Consider the following 12,906-nt stretch of genomic DNA (forward strand, 5'->3'; position numbering starts at 1 on the left):
ACGCTCGCGAAGAGGCCGGCCCATTCACCGCTGATCCCGTCATGAAGCCCACTTGTCTGCGACATGATGTCGTTTCATATGCCTTCCAAAACCCATTGGGTTAGAATGCCCCCCTTTTCCGCCCCCGATCCTTGAGGACCGCCATGTTCAGCCGTGATTTGACTATTGCCAAGTACGACGCCGATCTCTTTGCCGCCATGGAGCAAGAAGCTCAGCGCCAGGAAGAGCACATTGAGCTGATCGCTTCGGAAAACTACACCAGCCCTGCGGTGATGGAAGCTCAAGGCTCGGTACTGACCAACAAGTATGCCGAAGGCTACCCGGGCAAGCGCTACTACGGTGGTTGCGAGTATGTTGACATCGTCGAGCAGCTTGCAATTGATCGAGCCAAAGAACTGTTCGGCGCCGATTACGCCAACGTTCAGCCGCACGCCGGTTCGCAAGCCAACAGCGCCGTTTACCTGGCCCTGCTGTCGGCTGGCGACACCATCCTGGGCATGAGCCTGGCCCACGGTGGTCACCTGACCCACGGTGCCAGCGTTTCGTCCTCCGGCAAGCTGTACAACGCCATCCAGTACGGCATCGACGCTAACGGCCTGATCGACTACGACGAAGTCGAGCGCCTGGCCGTTGAGCACAAGCCAAAAATGATCGTGGCCGGTTTCTCTGCATACTCGCAGATCCTCGACTTCCCACGCTTCCGTGAAATCGCCGACAAGGTGGGTGCCTACCTGTTCGTCGACATGGCCCACGTGGCTGGCCTGGTCGCCGCTGGCGTCTACCCGAACCCGGTGCCATTCGCTGACGTGGTGACCACCACCACCCACAAGACCCTGCGCGGTCCACGTGGTGGCCTGATCCTGGCTCGCGCCAACGCCGACATCGAGAAGAAGCTGAACTCCGCGGTATTCCCGGGCGCCCAGGGTGGCCCACTGGAGCACGTAATCGCCGCTAAAGCGATCTGCTTCAAGGAAGCGCTGCAGCCTGAGTTCAAGGCTTACCAGCAACAAGTGGTGAAAAACGCCCAGGCCATGGCCAGCGTGTTCATCGAGCGCGGTTTCGACGTGGTTTCCGGCGGTACTGAAAACCACCTGTTCCTGCTGTCGCTGATCAAGCAGGAAATCTCCGGTAAAGATGCCGACGCCGCCCTGGGCAAAGCGTTCATCACCGTGAACAAGAACTCCGTGCCAAACGACCCTCGCTCCCCGTTCGTCACCTCCGGCCTGCGCTTCGGCACTCCAGCTGTGACCACTCGCGGCTTCAAGGAAGCAGAGTGCAAGGAACTGGCCGGCTGGATCTGCGACATCCTGGCAGACCTGAACAACGAAGCGGTGATCGATGCCGTTCGTGAGAAGGTCAAGGCTATCTGCAAGAAGCTGCCGGTATACGGCGCTTAATAAGCCCCCGCTAGACCGCAGCAATGAAAAAACCGGCCAGTGATGGCCGGTTTTTTTTGCCTGTCGTAAAGATCAAAAGATCGCAGCCTTGGGCAGCGCCTACGGGGAAACGCGAATTCCAATGTAGGAGCTGCCGAAGGCTGCGATCTTTTGATTTTCAATGAGCCAGCGCAACCGGTCAGACCGGTCATGCCAATTTTACGATTTCCCCTTGTAATCTTGAAAAAACCCAGCGTAGACTGCGCCTGCACTGGACATACCGGTAAGACCACAATAATTAAGTCCTGAATCTGATGCGCGACGCGCACGGCAGCCAGGACACCGACCAGGATTCCTCCCATGCTCAGATGGTGCTCGCGTTCAATCTTCCTCCAAGTGGTTCTCGGACTGGTGCTCGGCATCGTCTGCGGGCTGACCCTTCCCGAATATTCCGCTCAGCTCAAACCCCTTGGTGACGGTTTTATCAAGCTGATCAAAATGCTCATCGGCCTGATTGTGTTCTGCGTAGTGGTTAGCGGTATCAGCGGCGCCGGCGACCTTAAGAAGGTCGGCCGCATCGGCCTGAAATCAGTGATCTACTTTGAAATCCTCACCACCATTGCGTTGGTGATCGGCTTGGTATTCGCCTTCAGTACTGGAATCGGCAGCGGCGCGAACATTCATCTGGATCAGCTTTCTGCCGCGGACATGGGCGATATCGCCCAACGTGGCCAGCACATGCACACCACCACGCAGTTCCTGATGGACCTGATCCCGACTTCGGTGATAGGCGCCTTCGCAGACAACAATATCCTGCAAGTGCTGCTGTTTTCGGTGTTGTTTGGCAGTGCGTTGAATCTGGTGGGCGAAGCCGCTTCCGGTATCTCGCGACTGATCAATGAGCTCAGCCACGTGATCTTTCGCATCATGGGCATGATCGTGCGCCTGGCGCCGATCGGTGTGTTCGGCGCGATCGCCTTCACCACCAGCAAATATGGCCTGGATTCACTGCAGCACCTGGGTAGCCTGGTCGGTTTGTTCTACCTGACCTGCGTGGCTTTCGTCGCGTTGATTCTAGGCCTGGTGATGCGCCTGTCCGGCCTGCGGATGTGGCCGCTGCTCAAGTACCTGCGCGAAGAACTGTTGATCGTCATGGGGACCGCTTCGTCCGATGCCGTGTTACCACAAATCATGCGCAAGCTGGAGCATTTGGGCATCGGCAGCTCGACGGTCGGGCTGGTGATTCCAACCGGGTATTCATTCAACCTCGACGGTTTTTCGATCTACCTGACCCTGGCCATTGTGTTCATCGCCAACGCCACCGGCACGCCGCTGGCGATGACCGACCTGCTGACGATTCTGCTGGTGTCGCTGATCACCTCCAAGGGCGCCCACGGCATTCCCGGTTCGGCGCTGGTAATTTTGGCAGCCACCCTGACGGCGATTCCGGCGATTCCGGTGGTGGGCCTGGTATTGGTGCTGGCAGTGGACTGGTTCATGGGCATCGGACGGGCGCTGACCAACCTGATCGGCAATTGCGTGGCGACCGTGGCCATTGCCCGTTGGGAAAAGGACATCGATGTGCAGCGGGCGAACAAGGTGCTTTCCGGCCAGGTGGGTTATACCTTCCAGCCGAGAAAACCGGTGGCCCCGGCCCATCAGCAGGAATTTTGAACAAGCGCCGTGCCTGCTTTCGGGCAGGCACGGCCAACAACGCTATAGATGCTCATGGAGCGAACAGTGATTACCTCATCGACCGTTGTAAATTCAGTCGTAGAAAAGCTTCGGGCCGCACTGGCCCGCGGTCAGTGGCGCTCCGGCGAAATGCTCCCGGGGCAGCGTGAGCTGGCCGAACAGTTGGGCATCAGCCGCCCGAGCCTGCGTGAAGCCGTCATCGTCCTGGAAACCCTCGGCCTGGTGCGCTCCATGCCGGGCAAAGGCGTGGTGGTGCTGGATGCGAATATCAACGACAGCCAAAGCCATGACAGCGCCGTGGCCGGGGCGAGCCTGGAAGATGTCCTGCAACTGCGCTACACCCTTGAGCCGTTCATCGTCGGCCTGGTGGCGCAGTCCATCAGCAGCAAGGAAGTCGGGCAACTGCGCCTGACCCTGATGGACATGCGTGAAGCCCTGGAAGCCAACGACAGCGAAGCCGGCGTGAATGCCTACATCGCGTTCCATGAAGAGCTGTTCACGCTGACGTCGAACCCGATTTTCCAGAGCGTGGTCCAGCAGACCAGCAATGCCCTCAAGCAGAGCGCCGACGTGTTGCGCAACTCCCCGGAACACCTGGCTGAACGCCTTGAAGAAAACGAAGCAGTGGTGCGCGCGATCCGCAGCAAGAACAGCGCCCAGGCCAGCGCCGAGATGCGCCGGCACATTTTGCGCGAAGGTCAGCGCATGGGCATCGAACTGAATATTCCGGACGACAACCTCGGCAGTTGAATCCGCTTCAAATTGGAGACAGGCCATGAACAGCTTCGCCTCGCCACAGACTCTTGTTGCCCTGCCCTTTGCCCCGGCGGTAGAGGATCTGTACTCACGGGTGCTCGATGCCATTCTCGAACAGCGCCTCGACACGACCAGTCGCTTTACCGAAGAAAGCCTGGCGCAGATGTTTGGTGTTCGACGCAGCGCCATCCGTGGCGTGCTGACGCAACTGTCCTACCAGCAGGTCATTGTCCTTCGGGCCAACCATCGACCTCGTGTCGCGCAGCTGAATGCCGAGCAAGCCCGGCAGGCATTGCATGCCCGGCGACTGACCGAGCTCATGCTGGTGAGGCTGGCCTGCCAGCGACCCTGCCCGCTTGCCTTGGAGCGCTTACGAGCGCTGGTCGATACCGAGCGCCAATGCGCCGAGCATGGCCGGGCGATTCGCCTGTCGGGGGAGTTTCACCTGCAGTTGGCAGACATGGCGGGCAACACTCCACTAGCGCATTTTCTCGGCAGCCTGGTGCCTTTGACCTCATTGGCGATTGCGCAGTTTAACGCAGCTTTAGAGGACTATTGCGTTTGGCAACTGCACGAGAAAATAGTGGATGCGCTCACGCGTCGAGATGCCGCGATGGCGGTGATGCTACTGAACCGTCACCTGGATCATCTGGAGGCGGTTTTGCTGAACGCTCAACCGCACTCCAACCAGAAGCGTATTGCCGGTTAGCCCGCCGCCACTCGCGCGAACCCTTGGCGAATCTTTTCCTGCGGCAAATCGTCGGCAATGAACACGATCACGCTTTCACGGGTTTCATCGGCCGCCCACTCCGTGTCCCAGTCGAAGCCGTAAAGTTTCAGCACACCCTGAAACACCATGCGGCGCGGCTCGCCGAGGATGTTCAAGACGCCTTTGTAGCGCAGCAGTTGCTTGCCGTGCTCCTCCAGCAGCTCGTTCATGAACTCGCTGAGTTTGTCGATATCCAGCGGTTTTTCGGTGCGCAGCACCAGGCTGGAAATACGGTCGATGGACGGTGCCTGGCTCACTGGACGCAAACTCACGCCGCCGCCCAGATCGGCGTTGAGGTTGAAGCCACGCACATCGAGCAGCTCGGCCAGGTCGATCTTGCCGTGGTCGACCACACGAATCGGCGCACGACGATTGATACGGGTCAGGCGCTCGCTCAACGCCGTGAATGCAGGTTCGTCCACCAGATCACGCTTGCTCACCAGCAAACGATCGGCGAAACCGATCTGCGCCTGGGCGATGGTCTGGGTCAGGTGCTGTTCGGCGTGCGCCGCGTCCACCAAGGTTATGATGCCGTCGAGGATGTAGCGCTCGCGCAGCTCCTCGTCGATGAAGAAAGTTTGTGCCACCGGAGCCGGGTCGGCGAGGCCGGTGCATTCGATCACCAGGCGATCAAAGGCGATCTCGCCGCTGTCGAGGCGTTCGAGCAGCAGGTACAAGGCCTTGGTCAGGTCGGTGTGAATGGTGCAACAGACGCAGCCGTTGGCCAATGTCATGACCTGTACCGGCTCGTCACCCAACAGCTGGGTGTCGATACCGGCATCGCTGAACTCGTTTTCGATCACGGCGATTTTCAGGCCGTGCTCGGCCTTGAGCAGATAGCGCAACAGCGTGGTTTTACCTGCGCCGAGAAAACCGCTGAGGATGGTTACCGGAATTGGAGAGGACACGCTAAATCTCCTGTCGTAATGAAATGAAAGAAAAACACAAAACAAATGTGGGAGCGGGCCTGCTCGCGAAGAGGTCGTGTCAGTCGACATGAATGTTGAATGACACACCGCTTTCGCGAGCAAGCCCGCTCCCACAGGGTATTGCGTCAACCTGGCTGTTTAATCAACAGCACTTCGGCCCACCCTTGCCACCGTAGCGAGCCTCCTGGCGCTCGCGAAAGAACGCCTCGTAGCTCATCACCGGTTTGTCCGGATGCTTGCTTTGCATGTGCTCGACGTAATTGTCGTAGTCGGGCATGCCGACCATCAGGCGCGCGGCCTGACCGAGGTATTTACCGAGGCGACTCAGGTCATTGAACATGCTGCAATCCTCTGGTTACGCATCCGGCAGCGCCTGGAACGGCGATTCTTTATCCGTACGCTCTTTTTTACCCCAGGCGGCAATACCGACTTTGAGCGCATAGAACAGGATGCTGAACACCACGAACAGGAACAGCGCGGTCAGCGTGGCGTTGGTGTAGGCGTTGAAGATCACGTGCTGCATCTGAGTGATGTCCTTGGCCGGGGAGAGGATCTGGCCATTGGCCAGCGCATCGCTGTATTTTTTCGCCAGCGACAGGAAGCCGATGGCCGGGTTGGCGTCGAACAGCTTGATAAAGCCAGCGGTGGTGGTGCAGATCAGCAACCACACGGCAGGCAGCATGGTGACCCAGACGTAACGCTGGCGTTTCATCTTGATCAGCACCACGGTGCCGAGCATCAGCGCGATACCGGCCAGCATCTGGTTGGAGATGCCGAACAACGGCCACAGGGTATTGATGCCACCCAGCGGATCGATCACGCCCTGGTACAGCAACCAGCCCCACATGGCCACGCAACCGGCGGTGGCGAGGAAGTTGGCTGCCCAGGACTCGGTACGTTTGAGCGCCGGCACGAAGGAACCGAGCAAGTCCTGCAGCATGAAACGCCCGGCGCGAGTACCGGCGTCCACCGCGGTCAGGATGAACAGCGCTTCGAACAGGATCGCAAAGTGATACCAGAACGCCATGGTGTTTTCACCCGGCAGCACACTGTGCAGGATCTGCGCGATACCCACGGCCAGGGTCGGCGCACCGCCGGCACGGGCCAGGATGGTGGTTTCACCGATGTCCTTGGCCACCGCTTGCAGGGCTTCGGGAGTAATCGCAAAACCCCAGTTGCTGACTGCGGTCGCGACGGCCACCACATCACCGCCGACCACGGCCGCCGGGCTGTTCATGGCGAAGTACACGCCCGGCTCGATCACCGAGGCCGCGACCATGGCCATGATCGCCACGAAGGATTCCATCAGCATGCCGCCGTAACCGATGTAACGGGCGTTAACCTCGTTATCGAGCAGCTTTGGCGTGGTACCGGAAGAGATCAGCGCGTGGAAACCCGACACGGCGCCACAGGCAATGGTGATGAACAGGAACGGGAACAGTCCGCCCTTCCACACCGGCCCCGTGCCATCGATGAACTGGGTCAGCGCCGGCATTTTCAGCTCAGGCATGGTGATCAGGATGCCGATCGCCAAAGCGACGATGGTACCGATCTTGAGGAAGGTCGACAGGTAGTCACGCGGTGCCAGGATCAGCCATACCGGCAAAGAGGCTGCCACGAAACCGTAACCAATCAGCATCCAGGTAATCTGCACACCAGTGAAGGTAAAGGCCTTGGCCCACACCGGGTCTGCGGCGATCTGCCCGCCCAGCCAGATCGAACCCAGCAGCAACAGCACGCCGATCACCGATATTTCGCCGATGCGACCCGGACGGATGTAGCGCATGTAGATGCCCATGAACATCGCGATCGGGATGGTCGCCATGACCGTGAAGATCCCCCACGGGCTCTCGGCCAGGGCCTTGACCACGATCAGCGCCAGCACCGCGAGGATGATGATCATGATCAGGAAGCAGCCGAACAGCGCAATGGTGCCGGGGATGCGGCCCATTTCTTCGCGGACCATGTCGCCCAGGGAGCGGCCGTTGCGGCGGGTGGACATGAACAGGACCATGAAGTCCTGCACGGCACCGGCCAGCACCACGCCGGCAATCAGCCACAGCGTGCCGGGCAGGTAGCCCATCTGCGCCGCCAGTACCGGACCGACCAGCGGCCCCGCGCCAGCGATGGCCGCAAAGTGGTGACCGAAGAGAATATGCTTGTTGGTCGGGACATAATCCAGACCGTCATTGTTGAGCACGGCCGGGGTAGCCCGTCGCGCATCGAGCTGCATGACATTGTTAGCGATAAACAGACTGTAGTAACGATACGCCACCAGATAGATGGCCACGGACGCAACCACAATCCACAAAGCGTTGATCGCCTCACCTCGGCGCAGTGCCACCACGCCCAGGGCGCACGCCCCAACGATTGCCAGCAGCAGCCAGGGTAAGTGGCGTAGCGGGCTATTATTATTTTTCATTTTATTATTCCAGCCAGAGTGGACAAGAAAGACAGCCACCTCGAGTTTAGCTCGCCTGACAGCAAAGGCCATACCCCGACATTGGTCTAGACACCTGCTGGCGCTGGCAGCCTTTTGCAAGGCCGGTCTATAGTCAGCGTACATTTCCGAGGATCGCGCCATGAGCGAGCACCCTACCGAACGTCGCCGCTTCAAACGTATTGCGTTCGATGCCAGAACCGAGCTGAGCCAAGGCGCGTTCATCTGGCCGGTGAAGCTGATCGATCTGTCGCTCAAGGGCTTGCTGATCGAGCGACCGGAGCCGTGGCTTGGCAACGGGCAGCAGGATTTTTCTGTCGACATCCATTTGAGCGAAGACAACCACATCGCCATGGATGTGCAATTGACCCATGAAGACAATGGTCAATTGGGTTTCGTGTGCAGGCACATCAGCCTGGAGTCCATTGAACGCCTGCGGCGATTGATTGAATTCAATCTGGGCGATCCGCAGGAGCTTGAACGCGAACTGGGCGCGCTCATCGAAATCTGATTCCGCCCCTGTAGGAGAGAGCATGCTCGCGATGGACGTCAACGATGACGCGGGCTATCTGAATGAGCGCGTGATCCAAACGTTTTTTGCGAGCAGGCTCGTTCCTACAGAGGATTGGTGTTATTCGAACAGGGCGTCGAGGGCCTGCTCCAGACGGGTGACCGCGATGATCTGCAAACCCGCAGGCGGCTCTTTCGGCGCATTGCCCTTGGGCACGATGGCACGTTTGAAGCCATGCTTTGCCGCTTCCTTCAAGCGCTCCTGACCACTTGGCACCGGCCGCACTTCGCCGGAAAGGCCAACCTCACCAAATACCAGCAGATCATGGGGCAGCGGCCGGTTGCGCAAACTGGACATGACGGCTGCCATCAAAGCCAGGTCAGATGCCGTTTCCAGTACTTTCACCCCTCCGACCACGTTGAGGAACACATCCTGATCGTGGGTGGGTATGCCGCCATGCCGATGCAGAACTGCCAATAACATTGCCAGCCGGTTCTGATCCAGACCCAGGGTTACCCTGCGTGGATTGGCCAGGTGACTGTCATCTACCAGCGCTTGGACTTCCACCAACATCGGCCGCGTGCCTTCCCATGTCGCCATGACCACACTGCCCGGGACTTCTTCCTGCGCACGGGTCAGAAAAATAGCCGAAGGATTGGAGACTTCTTTCAGGCCCTTGTCGGTCATGCCGAACACGCCCAGTTCGTTAACCGCACCGAAACGGTTCTTAACCGCCCGCAACAGGCGCAGGCGCCCGTCTGATTCGCCTTCAAAATACAACACGGTGTCGACCATGTGTTCCAGTACGCGGGGCCCCGCCAGCGCGCCCTCCTTGGTCACATGCCCCACCAGGAAAATCGCGGTGCCACTCTGCTTGGCGTAACGCACCAACAGCGCCGCACTCTCACGAACCTGGGACACACCGCCCGGTGCGGATTGCAGTTGCTCGGTGAAAATCGTCTGGATCGAGTCGATCACCATGACCCGGGGCTTTTCCACCCGAGCGGTAGCAATGATGGTTTCTATGCAGGTTTCGGTCATGACCCGCAGCTGATCCTGTGGCAGCCCCAGGCGTCGGGCGCGCATGGCCACCTGTTGCTGCGACTCTTCACCCGTGACATACAGTGCCGGCATGCTCTTGGCGAGATTGCACAAGGTTTGCAAGAGAATGGTGGATTTGCCAATTCCCGGATCACCGCCGATCAGCACCACCGAGCCATCCACCAGGCCACCACCGAGTACCCGGTCAAGCTCACTGGAAGCCGTGGAAAAGCGCGGGACCTCCTCGACACTGACTTCAGCCAGGGTCTTGATTTGCGCCTGCTGACCGGTCCAGCCAGTGCGACCGCTGGGTGCCGCTGCCCCGCCGCTCTCCACCATGGTTTCGGTGAGTGTGTTCCAGGCGCCGCACTCACCACATTGACCGGCCCACTTGGGAAAGGTTGAACCGCACTCAGTGCAGCCGTACATGCGCTTGGCCTTGGCCATCTGAACTCCCGGCAAAAACCGCGATAATAGCTCAGGTCAGCCGCCGCGGTGCGTTGCGATTGATGCCGGCCTGTCTTGAATGAGTAGTTTCAATTCAACGCTGTAAATCTTGCTCAACAAGATTTTAAACACAAACTACACACACAACATAAGGTCCAAACACAGCTTACTTATACACAAATACCGGAAACATCTGCCGCTCCGTTAATAAGCACACAAAAAAACTTGTACAAACACTAACCAATAATTACTTAAACGTACAACAACAGCATGTTGAGAATCGTCACACAAATATTATCATCTGCTTTGGGAACCGAGTGTTTCTATCCAATGGAAACACCGTCTAAAAATGACAACCAGATGACAGGTGCTGCAATAAACAAAGCCAAATCACACAGTGTAAATTATTGCGACCTTCTCGCCCTTCACTCGCCAGATCGCCAAATCCGAGAGGCGGCCGATAAGCAATGATGACGTCTGGAGAGGCGGCATTGTGTAAACTTTTTGCCAATGCTCCGGTCCTTTGCAGGCGAACCTCGCACGCAGTCGTTTCGAGCAGGATGCGATTTGCTGATTTACACTGCGTTCACCAACCTCATCTGTAACAAGGAAATGACCTATGGGCGTGTTAAACGAGTTCAAGGCCTTCGCGGTCAAAGGCAATGTGATCGACATGGCCGTCGGTATCATCATCGGCGCTGCTTTCGGCAAGATCGTGACTTCGTTTGTCGGCGATGTGATCATGCCCCCCATTGGCTTGCTGATCGGCGGCGTGGACTTCAGTGACCTGGCCATTACACTCAAGGCTGCCCAAGGCGATGCTCCGGCGGTGGTCCTGGCGTACGGTAAATTCATCCAGACCCTGATCGACTTCGTCATCGTCGCGTTTGCGATCTTCATGGGCGTCAAGGCCATCAATCGCCTCAAGCGCGAAGAAGCCGTCGCACCCACCCTGCCGCCGGTTCCGACCAAGGAAGAAGAGTTACTCGGTGAGATTCGCGATTTGCTCCGGGCCCAGAACAATCGACCCTGAATCAAACGGCGCTTGAAAGGCGCCGTTTTTTTTACCAGAAATTTTCCACTGCCACCTGACCGGGCCGCCGGCTGAGGCTCAAGTGCATGTCGCGCTGCTTGAGCAATTTGCGCGTGTCTTCGATCATTTGCGGGTTTCCGCACAACATCACCCGCGAATGTTCTGGCGTCAGCGCCACGCCAGCCACCCGCTCCAGTTCACCGTTTTCAATCAAGGTGGTGATCCGTCCGTTGAGGGCACCCGGATGCCGCTCGCGGGTCACCGTGTTGATCAACTGCAGTTTGTTGGCAAATTCCTTCAAATAATCACGCTGCGCCAAGCCTGCGATCAGCGCTTGATAAGCCAGCTCCCTGGTTTCCCGGACGCTATACACCAGGATGATTCGCTCGAATTTTTCCCAGACCTCGAAGTCCTGCAGGATCGATAGAAACGGCGCCAGACCTGTACCGGTGGATAACAACCACAAATCACGCCCATCGACGAAACGGTCGAGTGTCAGGTACCCGAACGCCTGCCGATCGACCAACAGCGTATCGCCAATGCCCAGCCGGCTGAGCTCACTGGTGAATTCGCCGCCGGGTACGACAATGGAAAAGAACTCGAGAAACTCGTCATAGGGTGAAGACACCATCGAATAGGCGCGCCACACCGTACTGCCATCAGCCTTGATCACACCCAGCCGGGCGAATTGCCCTGCGCGAAAGCGAAAACCTGCATCCCGTGTGGCGCGCAGAGTGAACAGGTTCGGCGTCAATGGCTGGACGTCGAGCAAGGTCTGGCGGGTAAATTTCTCTTCACTGGCGGTCATGGGGTGCTCCCTTCAACACATAGTCGCAGTGTCTCGCAAAGTGGCCGCCAGAAACACCGGCGATTTGTGGTGTCTTTAGCGTACGCGTTATCGAATGCGACTATATGCCAGCCACTTTATCCACCCCCTAACTAACCAGTTAATGATCACCAGCCAAAACGCCACTATATTAACATCGACATTTAATAACCACTTGCCACTCCAATACCATTTTAGAACTATATCCGATGTTATAACCCAATCCAAAAACCAAAAAGTTCTCACAACTCCGTAAGAAACATCCTACACTGCGCTCCTTGGACCTTGAATCTTGGATCCAGCATTCGAACCAATATGCTTTGGAGTTGAACAATGGAACGGTGGAAGGAATCACAGCTCAGACAGATAGCCAGCGCAACAGAGGTCGACATCGCTTACCAAGGGGCACTCAGCTTCGCGAAAAACATTGGATATAAATTTTTCGAATTTTCAGCTACTTATACAACCAAACCGGATCAACTAAATACACTGAAACTCAATAATTACCCCGCAAGCTGGAATAACGAATATGAACAGAAACAACTCCGAGACGTTGACCCAGTAGTGGCTCATTGCAATCAAAGTATGCTGCCCATCCTTTGGAGTGAAGAGCTTTTTTCCAAGATCCCTTCGATGTGGGAAGCACTCGGGTTGCATGGAATCCAGCACGGCTGGTCGCAATCGGTGCATGACGATGAAAGCGGTTTGTGCAGCATCCTGAGCCTGGCCAGGAGTCATTGTCCAATCAGTGCATTTGAGCTGTACGAGATGCTGGGCTTTTCCGTCTTCATCGCCCGGCATCTGCACGCATTGGTTGCACAAACGCTTCCCAAGCGGGGCCCAAAACCGGCTGCCGCACATTTGTCGCTGCGGGAAATTGACGTACTGAAACTTGCCGCCGATGGAAAGACGGCCGAAGAGAGCGCCAGGATCCTCAATCTCAGTGCGCGTACCATCAATTTCCATGTGCGCAGTGCGATTGACAAACTGGGTGTCAATAACAAGATTTCAGCCGTCATTGCCGCGGTCAAGGCCGGTTATCTCGGCAGCGGTGCGATGCGCTGATCACAAAACCTGCGAGTA

Annotated in this window: 12 protein-coding genes; 7 read left to right on the forward strand and 5 right to left on the reverse strand. The window is 57.6% G+C overall.

Annotated elements, in window-relative coordinates; genetic code table 11:
* Positions 1-143: 143 nt before the first annotated feature.
* The 4 genes from glyA to CGA21_RS13495 all read left to right on the forward strand — a co-directional run bounded on the left by glyA (position 144) and on the right by CGA21_RS13495 (position 4,536).
* Positions 144-1,397 carry a serine hydroxymethyltransferase gene (gene glyA / locus CGA21_RS13480; protein WP_020798669.1) on the forward strand — a complete coding sequence of 418 codons (1,254 nt, stop codon included), beginning with the start codon at positions 144-146 and terminating at the stop codon, positions 1,395-1,397.
* Positions 1,398-1,736: 339 nt separating this feature from the next.
* Positions 1,737-3,050, forward strand: coding sequence for a C4-dicarboxylate transporter DctA (locus CGA21_RS13485; protein ID WP_110751021.1), 1,314 nt, complete (start codon positions 1,737-1,739; stop codon positions 3,048-3,050).
* Between the two features lie 66 nt (positions 3,051-3,116).
* Positions 3,117-3,821, forward strand: coding sequence for a FadR/GntR family transcriptional regulator (locus CGA21_RS13490; protein WP_110751019.1), 705 nt, complete (start codon positions 3,117-3,119; stop codon positions 3,819-3,821).
* A gap of 25 nt (positions 3,822-3,846) precedes the next feature.
* Positions 3,847-4,536, forward strand: coding sequence for a GntR family transcriptional regulator (locus tag CGA21_RS13495; RefSeq protein WP_188264339.1), 690 nt, complete (start codon positions 3,847-3,849; stop codon positions 4,534-4,536).
* Here CGA21_RS13495 and yjiA read toward each other — a convergent pair.
* From yjiA to CGA21_RS13510, 3 genes are all read right to left on the reverse strand, one after another.
* Positions 4,533-5,504, reverse strand: a complete 972-nt coding sequence (gene yjiA / locus CGA21_RS13500) for a GTPase (RefSeq protein WP_110751015.1) — start codon at positions 5,502-5,504, stop codon at positions 4,533-4,535. The two genes, CGA21_RS13495 and yjiA, sit on opposite strands and share 4 nt — an antisense overlap.
* Positions 5,505-5,667: 163 nt before the next feature.
* Positions 5,668-5,865, reverse strand: a complete 198-nt coding sequence (locus CGA21_RS13505; protein ID WP_008058222.1) for a YbdD/YjiX family protein — start codon at positions 5,863-5,865, stop codon at positions 5,668-5,670.
* 15 nt (positions 5,866-5,880) lie between these two features.
* Positions 5,881-7,947: a carbon starvation CstA family protein gene (locus tag CGA21_RS13510; RefSeq protein ID WP_188264340.1), complete on the reverse strand. Its 2,067-nt coding sequence runs from the start codon at positions 7,945-7,947 to the stop codon at positions 5,881-5,883.
* 160 nt (positions 7,948-8,107) lie between these two features.
* Between CGA21_RS13510 and CGA21_RS13515 the strand changes: the two genes are divergently transcribed.
* Positions 8,108-8,476, forward strand: coding sequence for a PilZ domain-containing protein (locus tag CGA21_RS13515; RefSeq protein WP_110751011.1), 369 nt, complete (start codon positions 8,108-8,110; stop codon positions 8,474-8,476).
* A 120-nt stretch (positions 8,477-8,596) separates the two neighbouring features.
* On the opposite strand, the gene radA is transcribed toward CGA21_RS13515, so the two are convergent.
* Positions 8,597-9,964: a DNA repair protein RadA gene (gene radA / locus CGA21_RS13520; RefSeq protein ID WP_020798677.1), complete on the reverse strand. Its 1,368-nt coding sequence runs from the start codon at positions 9,962-9,964 to the stop codon at positions 8,597-8,599.
* Positions 9,965-10,583: 619 nt separating this feature from the next.
* Between radA and mscL the strand changes: the two genes are divergently transcribed.
* Positions 10,584-10,997, forward strand: coding sequence for a large-conductance mechanosensitive channel protein MscL (gene mscL, locus CGA21_RS13525; protein ID WP_110751009.1), 414 nt, complete (start codon positions 10,584-10,586; stop codon positions 10,995-10,997).
* 31 nt (positions 10,998-11,028) lie between these two features.
* Here the strand turns inward: mscL and CGA21_RS13530 are convergent, their stop codons facing one another.
* Positions 11,029-11,805, reverse strand: a complete 777-nt coding sequence (locus CGA21_RS13530) for a ferredoxin--NADP reductase (protein WP_188264341.1) — start codon at positions 11,803-11,805, stop codon at positions 11,029-11,031.
* 351 nt (positions 11,806-12,156) lie between these two features.
* Here CGA21_RS13530 and CGA21_RS13535 point away from each other — a divergent pair, with 351 nt between their 5' ends.
* Positions 12,157-12,888 carry a helix-turn-helix transcriptional regulator gene (locus CGA21_RS13535; RefSeq protein ID WP_188264342.1) on the forward strand — a complete coding sequence of 244 codons (732 nt, stop codon included), beginning with the start codon at positions 12,157-12,159 and terminating at the stop codon, positions 12,886-12,888.
* Positions 12,889-12,906: the final 18 nt, after the last annotated feature.

Origin of the sequence: Pseudomonas sp. PSB11, assembly GCF_014596605.1 — a bacterium.
GTDB classification, from domain to species: Bacteria; Pseudomonadota; Gammaproteobacteria; order Pseudomonadales; family Pseudomonadaceae; genus Aquipseudomonas; species Aquipseudomonas umsongensis.